The organism is Blastomonas sp. (assembly GCF_046294995.1).
Classification (GTDB): domain Bacteria; phylum Pseudomonadota; class Alphaproteobacteria; order Sphingomonadales; family Sphingomonadaceae; genus Blastomonas.
This window is the reverse complement of record NZ_JBKBOG010000015.1, coordinates 8134-25379: the sequence shown is the minus strand read 5'-3', so window position 1 is coordinate 25379 and position 17246 is coordinate 8134. Positions and strand designations below refer to the sequence as shown.

General features: G+C 64.1%; 15 protein-coding genes. 11 read left to right on the top strand and 4 right to left on the bottom strand.

The window, feature by feature from the left end:
- Positions 1-57 precede the first annotated feature (57 nt).
- Positions 58-2328, bottom strand: a complete 2271-nt coding sequence (locus tag ACK4R0_RS14025) for an LPS-assembly protein LptD (protein ID WP_409675281.1) — start codon at positions 2326-2328, stop codon at positions 58-60.
- A gap of 351 nt (positions 2329-2679) precedes the next feature.
- Here ACK4R0_RS14025 and ACK4R0_RS14020 point away from each other — a divergent pair, with 351 nt between their 5' ends.
- The 4 genes from ACK4R0_RS14020 (at position 2680) to ndk (ending at position 5856) form a co-directional block, all read left to right on the top strand.
- Entirely contained in the window at positions 2680-4146 is a 1467-nt protein-coding gene (locus tag ACK4R0_RS14020) for a leucyl aminopeptidase (protein ID WP_409675135.1), read from the top strand.
- A gap of 145 nt (positions 4147-4291) precedes the next feature.
- Complete coding sequence (locus ACK4R0_RS14015) at positions 4292-4762, top strand: DNA polymerase III subunit chi (protein WP_409675132.1); 471 nt, start codon at positions 4292-4294, stop codon at positions 4760-4762.
- 60 nt (positions 4763-4822) lie between these two features.
- On the top strand, positions 4823-5311 hold the full coding sequence (locus tag ACK4R0_RS14010; RefSeq protein ID WP_409675128.1) for a hypothetical protein: 489 nt from the start codon (positions 4823-4825) through the stop codon (positions 5309-5311).
- Between the two features lie 122 nt (positions 5312-5433).
- Positions 5434-5856: a nucleoside-diphosphate kinase gene (gene ndk / locus ACK4R0_RS14005; protein ID WP_017671330.1), complete on the top strand. Its 423-nt coding sequence runs from the start codon at positions 5434-5436 to the stop codon at positions 5854-5856.
- 196 nt (positions 5857-6052) lie between these two features.
- Here the strand turns inward: ndk and purN are convergent, their stop codons facing one another.
- Together purN and purM are read right to left on the bottom strand one after the other, a co-directional pair.
- Positions 6053-7012: a phosphoribosylglycinamide formyltransferase gene (purN, locus tag ACK4R0_RS14000; RefSeq protein ID WP_409675124.1), complete on the bottom strand. Its 960-nt coding sequence runs from the start codon at positions 7010-7012 to the stop codon at positions 6053-6055.
- Positions 7013-7150: 138 nt separating this feature from the next.
- The gene (purM, locus tag ACK4R0_RS13995) at positions 7151-8266 is read right to left on the bottom strand and encodes a phosphoribosylformylglycinamidine cyclo-ligase (RefSeq protein ID WP_409675121.1); all 1116 of its coding nucleotides are present in this window, start codon (positions 8264-8266) and stop codon (positions 7151-7153) included.
- A gap of 130 nt (positions 8267-8396) precedes the next feature.
- On the opposite strand from purM, the gene ACK4R0_RS13990 reads away from it, so the two are divergent.
- The 6 genes from ACK4R0_RS13990 to ACK4R0_RS13965 all read left to right on the top strand — a co-directional run bounded on the left by ACK4R0_RS13990 (position 8397) and on the right by ACK4R0_RS13965 (position 15125).
- Complete coding sequence (locus ACK4R0_RS13990; protein ID WP_409675118.1) at positions 8397-9665, top strand: heavy-metal-associated domain-containing protein; 1269 nt, start codon at positions 8397-8399, stop codon at positions 9663-9665.
- 7 nt (positions 9666-9672) lie between these two features.
- Positions 9673-10299, top strand: a complete 627-nt coding sequence (locus tag ACK4R0_RS13985; RefSeq protein WP_409675115.1) for a chromosomal replication initiator DnaA — start codon at positions 9673-9675, stop codon at positions 10297-10299.
- Positions 10274-12442: an RNA degradosome polyphosphate kinase gene (locus ACK4R0_RS13980; protein WP_409675112.1), complete on the top strand. Its 2169-nt coding sequence runs from the start codon at positions 10274-10276 to the stop codon at positions 12440-12442. Before ACK4R0_RS13985 ends, ACK4R0_RS13980 begins: the two co-directional genes overlap by 26 nt.
- Before the next feature lie 11 nt (positions 12443-12453).
- Positions 12454-13947 (top strand): Ppx/GppA family phosphatase, encoded by a 1494-nt coding sequence (locus ACK4R0_RS13975; protein WP_409675109.1) that lies wholly within the window; start codon positions 12454-12456, stop codon positions 13945-13947.
- Between the two features lie 71 nt (positions 13948-14018).
- Positions 14019-14747: a serine O-acetyltransferase EpsC gene (gene epsC / locus ACK4R0_RS13970; protein ID WP_409675106.1), complete on the top strand. Its 729-nt coding sequence runs from the start codon at positions 14019-14021 to the stop codon at positions 14745-14747.
- A 27-nt stretch (positions 14748-14774) separates the two neighbouring features.
- A complete protein-coding gene (locus ACK4R0_RS13965; RefSeq protein WP_409675103.1) occupies positions 14775-15125 on the top strand; it encodes a DUF2794 domain-containing protein in 351 nt (116 codons plus the stop codon).
- 4 nt (positions 15126-15129) lie between these two features.
- On the opposite strand, the gene ACK4R0_RS13960 is transcribed toward ACK4R0_RS13965, so the two are convergent.
- On the bottom strand, positions 15130-16458 hold the full coding sequence (locus ACK4R0_RS13960; RefSeq protein ID WP_409675100.1) for an MFS transporter: 1329 nt from the start codon (positions 16456-16458) through the stop codon (positions 15130-15132).
- 150 nt (positions 16459-16608) lie between these two features.
- Here ACK4R0_RS13960 and pgsA point away from each other — a divergent pair, with 150 nt between their 5' ends.
- Positions 16609-17160, top strand: coding sequence for a CDP-diacylglycerol--glycerol-3-phosphate 3-phosphatidyltransferase (gene pgsA / locus ACK4R0_RS13955; RefSeq protein WP_409675097.1), 552 nt, complete (start codon positions 16609-16611; stop codon positions 17158-17160).
- The last annotated feature ends 86 nt before the right edge of the window (positions 17161-17246 follow it).

The following is a 17246-nucleotide window of genomic DNA, read 5'->3' as shown; positions in this document are numbered from 1 at the left end:
CTTGCCCACCTCTGCGTTAACCGTGGATGAGCGGGGCGGTGAATATCGCCTTTGGGCTTAAAAGCCAAGGTTGCGCAAGGCCACCCGCAACAGAAAGGTATTGCCGCGCTGGGCGTCGCCGACCGGAATGTAATCGCGGCGCCAGGTCACGCCCAGTTCAAGGCAGTCATCTTCATACGCCACGCCCAGCCGGGTGCGGATCGGCTCGAACCCGTCCGACTGCAGCCGGGGGTCTTCCTCGGCGTTGCTCAGATCAACCACCGCCGCGCCGAACACGGACCAATAGCGCGCCAGGCGGATGCGGCCTGCAACACGCAATTCCTCGCGGTCCTGCAGATCCTCGATCTCCGGGCCGATGTCACGGTTGAGCCGCAGATAGCCGATCTGGGCATAGGTCTGCCGCCCGCCGACGGTGATGTCGACCTCGTTGCGGCGCACGGCAAGGTTGTCCTTGTCCAGCCGGAAGCGATGGGTGTAGCGGATGAAGTTGCGCAGCTTGACGTCGAGCCGCCCGACGACATCGGAGGTACGGTTGCCCAGCCCGGTTCCCTCGGGAAGGAAATCGCGCTCGTCATCGAAACGATAGCTTTGCCCGACGACCGCGTTGAGCTGCATGCCGGGGCGCTGCAACGACCATTCGATGCCGTAGACCACCCGCACACCCTCTTCAATCCGGTCATAGCCGGGCAGCCGGTTGAGCGCGAAAAGGTTGCTGTCTTCCAGCTCGATGGCGCGTGAATCCTCGTTGGGAAGCTCGAGGTTGCCCGTGGTCGGGGTGGCGACGACCTGGACGCGCGGGCTGAGCACCTGGGTGCCGCCGAACGCCTCGCCGACGAACGGCCAGCGCATGTCCGCTGCCACCGATCCGCTCGCACGCCCCTGCAGCCCGGATTCGCCGCGATAGATCAGCGTGTTGGTCAGCGCGTTGTCGCTGCTGTTGTAGACATCGCCGCGCGCCAGTGCGGTCAGCGTGAATTCCTGGCCAAGCCCGGTCAGCCGACGAAGATCCCAGCGGGCCTGCGCGAAGGCGCGCTGGGTGTCCTGCCCTTCGGTGCGGGTGATCGCCAGCGTGTTGACCTGGAACTCGACTTTGCCGCCAGCCACCTGGTCGGGCAACCGCATCCGCCAATCGAGCACGGGCAGCGCAATCGGCACCTGGCCCTGCGGATCGTTGACGCGCAGGGTCTGCGTTGCCCAGCCGGCGAGCGAGAAATAGCTATTGGGGCCGATCCGCTCCGCTTCGATCGTCGAACGTAGCCGGTCGTCGCGGCTGATATCATAACGGCGCAGGAAGGTGCGGTCGGTCGCGACGCGGATCGATCCGCCGATGCTCCACGCCTCGCTCAGCTGGAATTTTCCCGAGGCATCGAGATAGCCGCGAAAGTCATCCTGGCTGTCCACCCCGATGCCGCCTGCACCCACCGGGATGCGCGAGCTGGCGGTGGCATAGCCGGTGATCTGATAGGCGCCGCGATCGGTAAGGGCGCGATAGTTGGCGCTCACCATCGGCAACACCTCGGTGAACACCGATCCGGTCACCGTGAGGTCGCGGTTTGGCGCAAGATTGAAATAATACGGCACGCTCAACTGCACGCCGTTGGCCCGGCTGAACCGAACGTCGGGCACCAGCAGGCCGCCGCCGCTCCCTTCGCCGACGGGATGGCTCAGGCCAGGCATCGGGATGACCGGCAATCCAAACAGCTCCAGCCGCGCGCCTTTATAGCGCACGCGCTTGTCGGCGGGGTTGTACACCACCTTGATCGCACGCAGCTGCCAGCTGGGGTTCTTGGGTTTGCCGGTCGGGGTCTCGACCAGGCAGGCGGAGTATGCGGCATTGTCCAGCGTGATAATGCCATCGTTGCGAGTGCCGCGCGAGGCGACCATCCGGCCACCTGCATCGAGCACCACCAGGATGTTTTCGATCACGCCATCGCGGATCGACTCGGTCAGCTCGATCGAATCGCCGTACAGCTTGTTGCCTTCCGCATCGATGATCTGCACCTCGCCGTTGGCGCGCACTTCACCCGATTTGCGGTCCCACGTCACGCTGTCGGCAACCAGCGATTGGTCGGCCCTGACCAGCAGCACGTTGCCGGTGGCGGTCACGACATCTGCGTTGCTGTCATAATCCAGCTGGTCGGCGGTGAATTCGATGACCTGCTCGCCCTCAGCCTGCGGGCCGGCAGCGCCCGGGGCGGCATCCTGGGCATCGGCGTACTGGACGATGTCCTTGCGGCTGAAGGTCAGGTTCTCACCCAGCAGATAGCTGGTGCGTGTGCACACGGCCTGGTCTGCCGCAAGCGCAGGCGCAGCATTGGCCGCGATCATCGCGGTGCCCAGCAGGAGATATGCTCTGTTAACGCGCAAGCCGTTCATCCATCGATCTATCCGGCCTAGATTTGTCCAACGGGTCTTGCGGGCAAGAATCACCGGTCGCCCCCGCGCCAGAATCGGCCCTATCGCACCGCGCAACCGCAACTGCAAACCGCTTTCGACAACCCGTGCAAAGCTGCGGCAAATGCTGGCAAACACGGTGAACCTGTCCTATCGCTTGCAAGTCCGGCCACAGCACCGATATGTCGGGGCTGGCCATGTGCTGCCTGAAACCCCTGCCATAGGGGCGATATGGTGCATAATCGATTAACCTGGCAGCGACGCCTGCCGCTCGGGGATCCCTTGATGAATATAGTTTTTGACGCCTCTGCCGATACTTATACCTTGGTCGCCTTCCCGGTTGCGAAGGACGAACTTGCCAGCCTGACTCTGCCGCTGGATGCCGCCGAACTGGTGCGCGAAGCTGCCAAGGCGGCGCGTTTCGAGGCTGGCGCGGGCGAAGTGTTCGACATTTTCGTGAATCAGTCGGGCAAGACGTTGCGGGTCGCTTTGGTCGGTACCGGCACTGGCGCGCGCGCCGATATGGAGCGGGCAGGGGGACAGCTGGTCGCCAAATACCAGCGCTCGGGCGTCGAATCGCTTGCCGTGGACATGACCACCGGTGCCATTGCCTCGAACCGTGACGCTGCTGCGCAGTTCCTTTTCGGTGCCGAGGTGCGCAGCTGGTCGCACGACCAGTATCGCACCAAGCTGCCCGCAAAATCCAAGGTGACGCTCGGCGAGATCGGCGTGATCGGCGGGCCCAGGGGCGTGCAGGCGGTGTGGTGCGACTATGCCGCGATCGCTTCAGGCGTGGCACTGACCCGCGAGCTCGTTACCGAGCCAGCCAATATCATCTACCCCGAAAGCTTCGTCGAACGCTGCCGTCCACTTGAGGCAATGGGCGTCGAGATCACGGTGCTGGGCCAGGATGAGATGGAAAAACTGGGCATGGGTGCGCTGCTCGGCGTGTCGCAGGGCTCGGTGCGCCCGCCGCGGCTGATCGCGATGCGCTGGAACGGCACCGGCAATGCGCAGACCAAGCCCGTCGTGCTGGTCGGCAAGGGCGTGACCTTCGATACCGGCGGCATCTCGATCAAGCCCGCCGCCGGCATGGAAGACATGAAATGGGACATGGGCGGCGCTGGCGCGGTCGCGGGCACGATGAAGGCGCTGGCCGGTCGCAAGGCCAAGGCCCACGTCATCGGCATCTGCGGCCTGGTCGAGAACATGCCCGATGGCAACGCACAGCGCCCCGGCGACGTCGTCACCAGCATGTCGGGCCAGACCATCGAGGTCATCAACACCGATGCCGAAGGCCGTCTGGTGCTGTGCGACGCGCTGCACTGGGCACAGGAGCAGTATGACCCCGAATACATCGTCGATCTCGCAACCCTCACCGGCGCGATCATCATTTCGTTGGCAGACCAGCATGCAGGGCTGTTCACCAACGACGATGGCCTGGCCGACAAACTGACTGCGGCGGGCAAAGCTTCAGGCGACCCGCTGTGGCGTTTCCCGCTCGGCAAGGCCTATGACAAAATGATCGACAGCCCGATTGCCGACATGAAGAACGTCGGAGCACGCGGCGGCGGATCGATTACTGCCGCGCAATTCCTGCAGCGCTTCATCAAGCCCGGCGTCAAATGGGCGCACCTCGATATCGCCGGGATGGTCTGGGCGGACAAGCCCGGCCCGGTCTGGGACAAGGGAGCTACCGGATTTGGTGTTCGGCTTTTGAATCAGTGGATTGCGGACAATTTTGAAGGTTGAGTCTTAGCTCGCCTGCATGTGCTGGTTTGAAAGGCTCGATCGTCACCCCCGCGAAGGCGGGGGTCCCGCTTCTGCGCAAACGTTGAGCAAGAGCGGGATTCCCGCGTTCGCGGGAATGACGAGATTTGGTGAAGGGCGGCATTGAATGCAGGTCGATTTCTATCACCTGACACGCGATCCGGTCGAGCGCGTGCTGCCGGTCCTGGCGACCCGCACGCTGGCGCTCGGCGAGCGCATGCTGATCGTCTCGGCCGACCCCGGCCACCGGGCGATGTTGAGCGATGCATTGTGGACGCATACGCGCGAGAGCTTTCTGGCGCATGGCGATCTGGATGGGCCGAACCCGCAGATTCAACCGCTGTTGCTCGCCGACCGGGTGGAGTCCGCCAATGGCGCGAAATTTATCGCGCTGGCGGACGGCCTGTGGCGTGACGAAGCGTTAGCTTTCTCGCGCATCTTTCTGCTTTTCAACGATGAAACCATTGCAGCTGCACGCCAGGCCTGGGTGACCTTGGGCACACATGACGGGCTGGCAAGGCATTATTGGAAGCAGGACGGCGGCAAATGGGTTGAACAGGCGTCCAGTAAGCGTCAGGATGCCGAAGGTTCGCAGTAACGGGGCACGCCAACCGGATTTGGGCCGACCGGATTTGGGGCCATTGGGGAGGAACGGGTGATGCGCACATTGTGGATGGCCGCGACTGCAACGCTGGCGCTGGCGGCATGCGGCGGCGAGAAGACCGTCTACAGCGATGCCGAAGGCAATGAGGTCAACGTCACCCGCAAAGCCGATGGCGATGCGTCCGAGATCAAGATCACCAGTTCGGACGGATCGGCCACGGTCAACATCGACAGCGGCGGCACCTCTGCCAAGCTGCCGCTTGGGCTGTCGGTCTATCCCGGTGCCAAGGTGGTATCTACGATGACAACCAACGCCGACGGCAAATCGGGGGGAATGGTGGTGATGGAAACCAGCGCCGATCGTGACACCGTGATCGCCTGGTATCGCAAGACGGTCGAGGCCAAGGGCTTCAAGATCGAAAGCGAGATCACGACGCCGCAGCTCAAGTCCATCGCTGGCACAAGCGATAGCGGCTCGTTCAGCCTTCAGGCGACCGACGTCGACGGCAACACTTCGATCACGCTGCTGGCCGGCGAGAGCTGAAACGACACCGTTGCCCGGGTGATTCGGTTTTCCTTGCAGCGCACAATCGGTCCGTCTAGGGGCGGCGACGAAACGCGCCGTGCGTGCGCGTGCACACAGTCAAACCTCAGGAGCACCTCATCATGGCCGTTACCCGGACCTTTTCGATCATCAAGCCCGACGCCACCCGCCGCAACCTGACCGGCGCGGTCACCAAGATGCTGGAAGAAGCAGGCCTGCGCGTCGTCGCATCCAAGCGCATCCACATGACCCGCGAACAGGCCGAGGGCTTCTATGCCGTCCACCGCGAGCGCCCTTTCTTCGGTGAACTGGTCGACTTCATGATTTCCGGCCCCGTCGTCGTGCAGGTTCTGGAAGGCGAAGACGCCATGCAGCGCAACCGCGACATCATGGGCGCCACCAACCCCGCCAATGCCGAGCCCGGCACGATCCGCAAGGAACTGGCCGAAAGCATCGAAGCCAACACCGTGCATGGCTCGGACAGCGACGAGAACGCCGCGATCGAGATCGCGTACTTCTTCAAGCCCGAAGAAATCGTCGGCTGATCGGCGAATTGCTGATCACATTGAAAGGGCCGCTGGAGCAATCCGGCGGCCTTTTTTGTTACGGATTGCACTGAAGCTCTGCAGTTCCCCTGCGAAGGCAGGGGCCCATCTTCGAACGGTGGCGAGCACAATTAATGGTGCATTGAGCGCGAGAGCAGGAGATGGGCCCCTGCCTTCGCAGGGGAACAGCGGCGCCTCAAAACTCCGCCGCGATATCCATCATCTTGGTCAGCCGTTTCGGCGCGACGCTACGCCAGCTTCTGCCCAGCCAGTCGGCGATGTGCTCCCAGTCAGTGCGCCCAGTGTCGAGGCGGATGGCGATCCAGCCCGAGGGGGCATAGAATTTGGGCAGGTAATACAATTCGGGGTCCTGATCGACCAAGGCCGCCTGCTCGTCCGCGCCGCTGGTCTTGACCAGCAAAGCGATCGCTTCCTCGCCATGGTGGTGGATCGAGACATAGGCGAAATACTTGCCGGTCTTGTCGCCGCCGACCCGCCAGCCAGGCGCACCGTGCGAGGGGCGGGCATCGGTTTCGGGCAGCGCGAGCGCGAGTTCGCCGATTTTGGCGACGATCCAGTCGGGATCGGATTCGCGCGCGACATAATCTCCAAGCGTGCGCGAATAGAGCTGATGTTCGGCGATCAGCACCCGCGCCGCCAGCGTGTCCGCTGTGTCGCCGGGCAGGATCGCGACCTCGGTCTGGCCCAGCACGGGTCCGTCGTCGAGCTCTGCGGTCACCAGATGCACGCTGCATCCGCCGACCTTGTCGCCTGCATCGATCGCGCGTTGGTGGGTATGGAGCCCCTTGTATTTGGGCAGTAGCGAAGGATGGATGTTGAGCATCCGCCCCTCCCACCCGCGCACGAAACCCGGGGTGAGGATGCGCATATAGCCCGCCAGCGCGACATGATCTGCGCCCGATGCGCGGATCGCGGCGTCCATCGCGGCGTCGTGGCTCTCGCGGTTCATGCCCTTGTGCGACAGCGCGAAGGTCGGCACGCCTTCGCCTGCGGCGAGTTTCAGCCCCCCGGCTTCGGGATTGTTCGATGCCACCAGCACCACTTCATAGGGGCAGGACGCCGCGCGCGAGGCGTAGAGCAGAGCGGCCATGTTGGTGCCGCTGCCCGAGATCAGGATGGCGACCTTGGCCTTCACCTTTCCCCTCCCGCTTGCGGGAGGGGTGGACGAGCCGCAGACGAGGCCGGGGTGGGCATGGCAGGCACAATGTACAGGCCCACCCCGCGCGGCAAGCCGCGCTGCCCCTCCCGCTTGCGGGAGGGGAGAGGGGTGGCGTCACCCCGCATGGGTGGCGCTCCACGCTCCGCGCGCGCTCCAGGTTTCGACCGATCCGCTGACCGTGCAGCCCTTGTCGCCTGCATCGATCCGCCCGATGCGGCGGACGGTTTCGCCCGCCGCCTCGAGATCCGTCGTGACCGAGGCGACATCGCTTTCGTCCACCACCAGCACCATGCCGATACCGCAGTTGAAGGTACGCGCCATCTCCTCGGGTTCGATGCGGCCCTGCGCCTGCAGGAACGCCATCAGCCGCGGTTGTACCCAGGCATCGGCATCGACATGCGCATGCGCGCCATCGGGCAGCACGCGCGGAATGTTCTCGAGCAGTCCGCCGCCGGTAATGTGCGCCATCGCGGCGATGCGGCCCGATTTGACGACCGGCAGCAGCGATGAGACGTAGATTCGCGTCGGCGCGATCAATGCATCGATCAGCAGCACGTCCTGATCGAACAGCGCAGGCCGGTTCAGCTTCCAGCCCTTGTCCTCGGCGAGCCGGCGGACCAGCGAATAACCGTTAGAGTGGACGCCCGACGAGGCGAGGCCGAGCAGCACATCGCCCGGCTTCACTTTGTCGCCGGTGAGCACCTCGTCGCGCTCGACTGCGCCGACGCAAAAGCCGGCAAGGTCGTAATCGCCCGGCGCATACATGCCCGGCATCTCGGCCGTTTCGCCGCCAATCAGCGCGCATCCGGCTAGCTTGCAGCCCTCGGCGATGCCGGCAACGACGCGTTCCGCGATACCGGTATCGAGCTTTCCGGTCGCGAAATAATCGAGGAAGAACAGGGGTTCAGCGCCCTGGACGATCAGATCGTTGACGCACATCGCGACCAGATCGATGCCGATGGCGTCATGGCGGTCATGGTCGATGGCGAGCTTGACCTTGGTGCCCACGCCATCATTGGCCGCAACCAGCAGAGGGTCGCGGAAGCCTGCCGCCTTGAGGTCGAAGAATCCTCCAAAGCCGCCGAGCTCGGCGTTGGCGCCGGCGCGCGCGGTCGCCTTGGCCAGCGGACCGATGGCCTTAACCAGTGCGTTGCCTGCCGCGATCGAAACCCCGGCCTGGGCGTAGCTATAGGATGTCGGAGCGGGCGGATTGCCGGTCTTGTCAGTCATGGGCAGAGCGGTTAGCGACTTCTCGCTTGGATTTCCACGCCATTGTCGCCAAAAGGGCCGCCAAACGACCACCAGCGCTCCATGCGCCGGGGATCATCACTTTTTACGGTTGATTGAAGCTAGGGATAATTTGACCAACAGCCTGTCCCTGACCCGCCCAGCGCCGAAAATCTCGCGCGCGTGGATCGCCGGCATCCTGCTCCCGCTGCTGCTGCTCCTGGGGGCGATCGTCTATGCGCAGATCGAGGGCGACCGCGGGATCCCGCCGGTCGCCAGCGGCGGCGATTTCGAGGTCAGCGGCATCAAGGTCGACGCATCGGGCAAGACCGCGCAGGAGGCACGCGCCAACGCCTGGCGCGATGCGCAGCGCAAGGGCTGGGAGAAGCTCTGGTCGCAGGTCAATCGCTCGGGCGCCGCCCCCAAGCTCAGCGATTCGGCGCTCGACGGCATCGTTTCGGCAATCGTCGTCGAATACGAGCAGATCGGCCCGCGGCGCTATATCGCGACACTGGGCGTGCTGTTCGACCGCGCGAGAGCCGGTGAACTGCTCGGGGTCAGCGGATCGGTGATGCGCTCGGCACCCATGCTCGTCGTGCCGGTATATATCAGCGGCGGCTCGGCGCAGACATTCGAGAACCGCACGCCGTGGCAGGCGGCCTGGGCACGTTACCGCACGGCAGAAAGCGTCGTGGATTATATCCGCCCGCACGGGTCGGGTGCGGATTCGCTGCTGGTCAACGCCGCACAATCGGGTCGCCGCAGCCGCACCTGGTGGCGGCTGATTCTCGACCAGTTCGGCGCGGCCGACGTCGTGGTGCCTGTCGCGCATATCGAGCGGCAATATCCCGGCGGCCCCATTACCGGACGCTTCGCAGCCCGCTTCGGCCCGGACAGCCGGTTGCTTGGATCATTCACGCTGCGTGCGCGCAACAGCGATGGCCTTCCCGCGATGCTCGATGAGGCAATCCAGCGGCTCGACCGCATCTATGCCGGTGCCGTGCGCTCGGGCGATCTGCGGCCCGATGCTTCGCTGATCATCGAAAAGCCGGCGGCGATCGTCGAGGAACTCATCGACGATAGCCTCGCCGAGGAAATTCCGGTGGAAAGCGGTGGCCTCACCACCGGCGCCCAGATTATCTCGATCCAGTTCGATACCCCGGACGTCGCCGCCGTCCAATCCGGCGAACGGCTGCTGCGCGGTATTCCCGGGGTGCAATCGGCGAGCACCGCGAGCCTTGCGCTGGGCGGCACATCGGTGATGCAGGTCAACGCAACCATCGACATCGAGGCGCTGCGTGGCGCTCTCGAGGCGCGTGGCTGGCGCGTGCAGCAGGGCGCCGGAGTGCTGCGGATCTCGCGTGCCCAGGCGCCTGCATCGCCTCCGGGCGGCGGGGGGTAAGCCAAATATGACGGGCCAGTTCGTACTGCCCTTTGCGGCAGCCGGACCGGATGGCGACAGCGATTTTCTGGTCACCGATTCGAACCGCGCCGTTATCGACCGGCTGTTCGACTGGACCCGTCTGCCCTTCGGAGCGGCGGTGCTGATCGGCCCGACGGGATCGGGCAAGACCGCTATCGGTCGGGCCTTCGTCAGCGGATCGGGCGGCTGCTTCATCGACAATGCCGACGCCGAGAACGACGAGACGCTGTTCCACGCCTGGAACCGCGCGCAGGTGCAGGGCTTGCCCGTATTGTTCGCAGCCGAGCGGCCGCCGATGCGCTGGGACATCCGTTTGCCCGATCTGCTGTCGCGGCTGAATGCATCGCTGCTGATCGAAATTCCGCCGCCCGATGAGGCGATGGCCGCGCTGTTGCTGCAGAAGCTGCTGGCGCGCGCCGGCCTGGCGCTGCCCGATGCGCTGGCGGACTATGCGGCGCTCAGGGTCGAGCGGTCTTATCCCGCGATCGGGCTGCTGGCGCGCCGAATCGATGAGATGGCGCTGGCAATGCAGCGCCCAATCGGCCAAAGACTGGTGCGCGACGCACTGGCGACATTGGCAGGAACAGATGGCGGCTCACCCGATACAGACTAGCATTTCATCCCCGACCGACGCAGCCGATTCGGCCCGCCGGTATTTCAACCGTGAATTGAGCTGGCTGGCCTTCAACGACCGGGTGCTCGAAGAGGCCTGCAACCCGAAGCACCCGCTGCTCGAGCGGCTGCGCTTCCTGTCGATCTCGGGCAACAATCTCGACGAGTTCTTCATGGTCCGCGTCGCCGGGCTGGTCGGCCAGGTGGCCGAGCAGGTCGAGGAACGCTCGGTCGATGGACGGACCCCGGCGCAGCAGCTCATCGAGATCGAAAGCGCGGTCGACAGGCTCAACGCCGCGCAGCAGCAGGTGTGGAGCGATCTGCGCGCGCAGCTTGCCGATAACGGCGTGGTGGAAGCCAATGTCGAGGATCTGGACAAGGCCAACCAGGCCTGGCTGCGTGAACATTTCGTCACCCAGATTTTCCCGGTGCTCACCCCGCAGGCGCTCGATCCTGCCCATCCTTTCCCGTTCATCCCCAACAAGGGCTTGAGCCTGATCTTCGATCTCAAGCGCCGGTCGGACGGCAAGACGGTGCGCGAGCTGGTCATGCTGCCCGCCACCATGCCACGTTTCGTGCGGATTGCAGGCGATCAGGGCTGGTATGTCGCGCTCGAGAAGATCGTTGTCGCCTTCGCCGACAAATTGTTCCCCGGCTATGACGTTCGCGGATCGGGGCTGTTCCGCATCATCCGCGACAGCGACATCGAGGTCGAGGAAGAGGCCGAAGATCTGGTGCTGTATTTCCGCACCGCGCTCAAGCGGCGGCGTCGCGGCCAGGTGATCCGGCTGGAAACCTCCAGGCTGATGGACAGGGGGCTGGCCGAACTGCTCGACGACAATCTGCTGCACGAGGGCGGCAACAAGTCGTCCGACGACGGCTTTCTGGGCATCGGCGATCTGGCTGCATTGGTCGACGAGGACCGGCCCGATCTCAAATTCCCTGCCTTCACGGCACGTTTTCCCGAACGAATCCGTGAACATAACGGCGATTGCTTTGCTGCCATAAGAAGCAAGGACATCGTCATTCATCACCCTTACGAGAGCTTCGAGGTGGTGATCGCGTTCCTCAAACAGGCAGCGCAGGACCCCGACGTGGTGGCGATCAAGCAGACGCTGTATCGCGCCGGCAAGCAGTCCGCGATCATCAACGCGCTGATCGCGGCGGCAGAGGCCGGCAAGTCCGTCACCGCGGTGGTCGAGCTCAAGGCGCGCTTCGATGAGGAACAGAACCTGCTGTGGGCGAGCGCGCTGGAGCGTGCGGGCGTGCAGGTGGTCTATGGCTTTATCGAGTGGAAGACCCACGCCAAGATTTCTATGGTGGTGCGGCGCGAGCCCGACGGTTTCCGCACCTATTGCCACTTCGGCACCGGCAATTATCACCCGGTGACCGCGCGGATCTATACCGACCTCAGCTTCTTCACTGCCGATCCGCGCGCCAGCCGCGATGCCGCCCAGTTGTTCAACTACATCACCGGCTATGTCGAACCCGAGAAGCTCGAGCTGCTCTCGATGTCGCCGCGCGACATGCGGTCCGACCTGATCGCGCTGATCGATCGCGAGATCGACGAGGCGCGCGCCGGGCGGATCGGCGCAATCTGGGCGAAGATGAACTCGCTGGTCGACCCTGCGATGATCGAGAAGCTGTATGCGGCGAGTAACGCCGGCGTTCAGATCGAGCTGGTCATTCGCGGTATCTGTTGCCTGCGACCCGGCGTCGCAGGCATGTCGGACAACATCCGCGTCAAGTCGGTGGTCGGGCGGTTCCTGGAGCACAGCCGCATCTGGGCATTCGGCAATGGCGATGCCTTGCCCAACGACAAGGCCAAGGTGTTCATCAGCTCGGCCGACTGGATGCCGCGCAACTTTGACCGCCGGGTGGAATACATGCTGCCGATCCAGAACCCCACCGTGCACGATCAGGTGCTCGAGCAGGTGATGGTCGCCAATCTGCTCGACAACGAGCAAAGCTGGGAGCTCGACGGCGATGGCCGCTACATCCGCATCCGGCCAGAAAACAAGCCGTTCAACCTGCACAGGTATTTCATGACCAACCCATCGCTGTCCGGGCGCGGCACGGCGCTCAAGAACAGCGACGCGGTACCCAAGCTCAGTCTCCATCGCCGCGCACCGCGCGAGGATTGACCGGGCCCGTCATGGATTTTTTCATCCGCAAGCAGAACCAGCCGGCGCATCTCTATCGCACGGCGATCATCGATATCGGCTCGAACTCGGTGCGTCTGGTGGTGTATTCAGGTCCGCGCCGCAACCCTGCGCTGATCTTCAACGAAAAGGTGATGGCTGGGCTGGGGCGCTCGCTCGCCGACACCGGAATCATCGATGCCGCCGCGATGAAGCGCGCGATCCATGCCCTCGAGCGGTTCCGTATCGTCGCGCGCGAGATGGACGTCGATGAAACGGTGTGCGTCGCCACCGCTGCGGTGCGCGATGCCAGCAATGGCGATGAATTCACGCAGCGGGTGCGGGCGCTGGGTCTCGACATCATCATCCTGTCGGGTGACGACGAGGCGCGGATCTCGGGCCTGGGCGTTCTGTCCGCGATCCCCGATGCCGATGGCATCGTCGGCGATCTGGGTGGCGGCAGCCTCGATCTGGCGCGGATCGGCAATGGTACCGTTCTGGAAACCGCGACGCTGCCGCTGGGCGTTCTGCGCGCCGCTGCGGTGCGCAAGGACGATGCGATGACGCTGGCAGGCGCCTTCCGGCAGATGATCGAACCCTATCCATGGCTGCGCCAGCACCCCGGCAAGCCTTTCTACCTTGTCGGCGGGTCGTGGCGCGCCTTTGCCCGGCTCGACATGCACCTGACCGCGTACCCCTTGCGGGTGCTCAACGAGTACCGGATCGATGTGTCGCGGCCCGAAGCGGTGCTCGAGGGCTTCCGCGCGATGGACCGCGATTCGGTGCGTCAGGCCACCGGCCTTGCGCCGTCGCGGATCGAGACACTGCCCGATGCGATCGCGCTGCTGAAACTGATGCGCGGACATATCGATCCCAGCGAGTTCATCGTGTCGTCCTATGGATTGCGCGAAGGCCTGCTGTTCGCGCGGATGGACGACGACGTGCGCAGGCGCGATCCGTTGCTGGTCGCATCCGATCGCTATGGTCAGTTGCAATCGCGCTTCGGTGAGGATTCGCAGCCGTTGTTCGACTGGATTTCGCGGGTGTTTCCCGACGATCCGCCGCAATGGCAGCGGTGGCTAAAGGCGGCATGCCATCTGTCCGATGTCGCGTGGCAGGCGAGTCCTGATTTCCGCGCCGAGCGCGGGCTGGAGATCGCGCTGCACGGCAGCTGGGTGGGGGTCGACCTGATCGGACGCTCGATGATCGGCCAGGCGCTGTACACCAACTTCGGCGGCGGCCCGAAGGCGTTCCCGCTCGACCATCACGTCGCCTCTCCCGCGATGCTCGATCGCGCGATTGGCTGGGGGCTGGCGATGCGGCTTGCACAGCGGCTGGGGGCTGGCACGCACGATGTGCTCAAACGCAGCCATCTGCGGCGCGAAGGCGATGCGCTTCACCTCGTGCTCGATGCCGCCGACAGGGCGCTTTACGGCGAAGTGGTCGAGCGTCGCTTGCGCCGTCTGGCGCAGTTCCTGGGGCTTCGGGCAGGGCTGAGCCTGGGCTGATTGCGCCGGGGTCTGGTAAACCCGGTTGCCATCCTCTATCTAGGCAGCTGTCACAGGCGAAGGAACGGCGCATGTTCAGCGCATTGAGCGAATATCTGGATTCCATCCGCGCGCGCGATCCCGCCCCGCGATCCCGGTGGGAGATATTGCTGTATCCCGGCGTTCTCGCGCTTGGCCTGCACCGGGTGGCGCACTGGCTGTTTACCGGCGAGCTGTATTTCCTGGCGCGGCTGATCAACCACATTTCGCGCTTCCTCACCGCCATCGATATCCATCCCGGCGCGCAGATCGGGCGCTTCCTGTTCGTCGACCACGGTTTCGTCGTGATCGGCGAGACCGCAGTGATCGGCGACAACGTCACGATCTATCAGGGCGCAACCCTGGGCGGGCGCAACCCCACCGATGGCGTCGGCGGCAAGCGCCACCCGACGATCGAGGACGATGTTATCGTCAGCCTCGGAGCGGCGATCCTTGGCCCGCTCACCGTCGGTAAGGGCGCACGTATCGGCGCGAACGCCGTCGTCACCCGCGATGTCGCCCCCGGATCGGTGATGGTCGGCATCCCGGCGCGTCCCACCCCGGTCGATGCGGCGGAAAAGCAGCGCGGGTTCGTGCAGTATGGCACGCCGTGCAGCCAGACGTTCGATCCTTCGACCCAGAAGCTCGAACTGCTCCAGTGCGAAATCCTTCAAATGCAGGAGCGGATCAGGCAGTTGATGGAAGAGCGCGACGAGGCCCGCAAGGCGGTGCGCAGCGGCGATCACGCAGCGCCCGATCGCGATACGGGCACCGCTGCCTGAGATGATCGGTACCGCTGAGGCTGCAGCGTGAACCCGGGCGGCAACATCGCTTTGTTCCCGCTGGTCGGCGGGACGGCGAACCAGACCGGCTTCGACCGGCAGGAACTCAACCGCATCCTCGATCTATACGGGCGCATGGTCGCCGCCGGGCTTTGGCGCGATTATGCGATCGAACTGGGCAAGGAGGCGGCGATCTTCTCGTGCTTCCGTCGTGCCGCAGAGCGCCCGGAGTTTCGCATCGAGAAACGCCCGGCATTGCGCCGCAAGCAGGGCATGTGGGCGCTGGTGGGCGAGGGCGGTGCCGTGCTCAAGCGCGGACACGAGCTGTCGGGGGTTCTGGCCCCGCTCGAGCGCAAGCTCGTCCGCGTCGTCGAGTAGCGGCCTAAACCCCGTCGAACTCGTGCTCGGCATGCGGCTCAAGGCTCGCCACGTGCAGCAGATGCCCCAGCCATGCCGCAAACAGGCACATCGCAGCGCTGAGCAGCAGCTGATAGATCACATCGACCCCCGCGAGGCTGAGGCCGATGGCGATCAGCGACCCGACCACCATCGCGCCCGAATTGACGATGTTGTTGGCCGCGATCGTGCGCGCAGCCTCGCTTTTCTGCACCGTGGTGGTCAGGAAGGCATAAAGCGGCACGACGAACATGCCACCTGCAACCGCGATGCCGAGCAGCGAAAGCAGCAGCGGAACCGCCATGGGATGCCGGATGAACTCGCCCACGGTGAACAGCGAACCACCGGTATCGGGCACCCATTGCTGGCACACGAAGAAGAATGCGACCACGAACAGCCCCATGACGATCACCGAAATCGGGGAATACCGTGCGGACACGGTGCCCTTGAGCAGCGCGTTGATCGCGACCGAGCCAGTGGCAACGCCGATCGAGAACACGACGAGGAACAGGCTGGCGACCTCCTTGCTGGCGGTCAGCACGTTCTTGGCGAGCGGCGGAAACTGGATGAACAGCACTGCACCGATGGTCCAGAAAAAGCTGATCGCGATGATCGCCAGGAACACGCGGCGCACCTTCATCGTCGCCTTGATCAACGCGATCGAGGCGCGAACGAAATTGTAATCGAGCTTGCTCCGGTCGATCATCGCAGGGGCCGCAGGCACTTGCTGTCCGGTCATGTAGCCGATCATCGCGGTAATCACGACCGCGATGCCAGCCACCTCGACCGGCAACCAGCCAGCCAGGATGGTGCCGAGCAGGATGGCGATATAGGTGCCCGCCTCGACCAGGCCGGTGCCGCCAAGCACCTCGTCGTCCTTGAGATGCTGGGGCAGGATGGCGTATTTGATCGGGCCGAAAAAGGTTGAATGGATGCCCATGGCAAACAGCGCCAGCATCATCATCGGAATGGCGATGGTATGCACCGCCATACCCGCCCACGCCAGGTACAGGCCGCTGCCGCCCACCAACATGATGATGATTTCGCAGAATTTGACGATGCGGATGATGCTCGCCTTGTCGCGGGTGTCGGCAAGTTGCCCGGCCAGCGCAGACAGCAGGAAGAACGGCAGGATGAACACGGCCGTGGCGATCGCGCTGAACCAGGTCTCTGCCGTCTCGTCATTGTAGACGCTGTAGACGACGAACAGCACCATCGCATTCTTGTAGAGGTTGTCGTTGAATGCCCCGAGCAACTGGGTCACGAACAGGGGGAGAAAGCGCCTCTTGTTCAAAAGCGCGCCTGCTGAAGCCATTTAGTCAATCCTCTGCGATTTTGCCCGCAAGCCCTGCTTGTGTCATCGCGCCCCGGCGAGGCTGCCATGCAGCGGCGGGTATCGGGATGGATTCAGGACCGGTCAAGCCATTTCCATCCGGAACAAATGCCGTTAAGAGGCTCCCCAGCCATGCTTACCTTGCCCAACATATTGACACTGTCGCGTATCGTCACAGTCCCTCTCCTCGCCGCATTGCTGTGGTGGCCGGATTGGGCCACCGGCTATCTGCTGGGTTTCGTCGTTTACAGTCTGATGGGCATCACCGATTATTTCGATGGCTATCTCGCCCGTGCGCAGGGTGCGGTATCGAAGCTCGGCATCTTCCTGGATCCGATCGCCGACAAGATCATGGTCGCCGCGGTCATCCTGATCCTGTGCGCCAATAACGACATCGACGGGGTGCACGTCGTCGCGGCGCTTATCATCCTGCTGCGCGAGATCACGGTATCGGGGTTGCGCGAGTTTCTTGCCGGGCTGCAGGTTTCGATGCCCGTCTCGCAACTCGCCAAATGGAAGACGACGCTGCAGATACTCGCGCTGGGCACGCTGATCTTTGCGGGCGGATTTCCCGACCAGCTGTGGATGCAGCAACTGGGCATCGCCGCATTATGGACCGCAGCGATCCTGACCCTGCTAACCGGTTGGGATTATCTGCGCGTCGGTTTGAAGCATATGGATTGAAGGATGGTGCCAAGCGTCCCGCGACGTGGGGCGGGGCCGCGGGGCAAGTTGGGGGGCCCCCAAACGGCTGTGGCGCGCGGCGGCGA

Excerpts from the sequence above, each read along its gene's own strand:
- ACK4R0_RS14015 (WP_409675132.1), top strand. The coding sequence starts at position 4,292 with ATGCAGGTCGATTTCTATCACCTGACACGCGATCCGGTCGAGCGCGTG.
- ACK4R0_RS14010 (WP_409675128.1), top strand. The coding sequence starts at position 4,823 with ATGCGCACATTGTGGATGGCCGCGACTGCAACGCTGGCGCTGGCGGCA.
- ACK4R0_RS13975 (WP_409675109.1), top strand. The coding sequence starts at position 12,454 with ATGGATTTTTTCATCCGCAAGCAGAACCAGCCGGCGCATCTCTATCGC.
- ACK4R0_RS13980 (WP_409675112.1), top strand. The coding sequence starts at position 10,274 with ATGGCGGCTCACCCGATACAGACTAGCATTTCATCCCCGACCGACGCA.
- ACK4R0_RS14020 (WP_409675135.1), top strand. The coding sequence starts at position 2,680 with ATGAATATAGTTTTTGACGCCTCTGCCGATACTTATACCTTGGTCGCC.
- ACK4R0_RS14025 (WP_409675281.1), bottom strand. The coding sequence starts at position 2,328 with ATGATCGCGGCCAATGCTGCGCCTGCGCTTGCGGCAGACCAGGCCGTG.
- ACK4R0_RS13985 (WP_409675115.1), top strand. The coding sequence starts at position 9,673 with ATGACGGGCCAGTTCGTACTGCCCTTTGCGGCAGCCGGACCGGATGGC.
- ndk (WP_017671330.1), top strand. The coding sequence starts at position 5,434 with ATGGCCGTTACCCGGACCTTTTCGATCATCAAGCCCGACGCCACCCGC.
- epsC (WP_409675106.1), top strand. The coding sequence starts at position 14,019 with ATGTTCAGCGCATTGAGCGAATATCTGGATTCCATCCGCGCGCGCGAT.
- ACK4R0_RS13960 (WP_409675100.1), bottom strand. The coding sequence starts at position 16,458 with ATGGCTTCAGCAGGCGCGCTTTTGAACAAGAGGCGCTTTCTCCCCCTG.
- purM (WP_409675121.1), bottom strand. The coding sequence starts at position 8,266 with ATGACTGACAAGACCGGCAATCCGCCCGCTCCGACATCCTATAGCTAC.
- pgsA (WP_409675097.1), top strand. The coding sequence starts at position 16,609 with ATGCTTACCTTGCCCAACATATTGACACTGTCGCGTATCGTCACAGTC.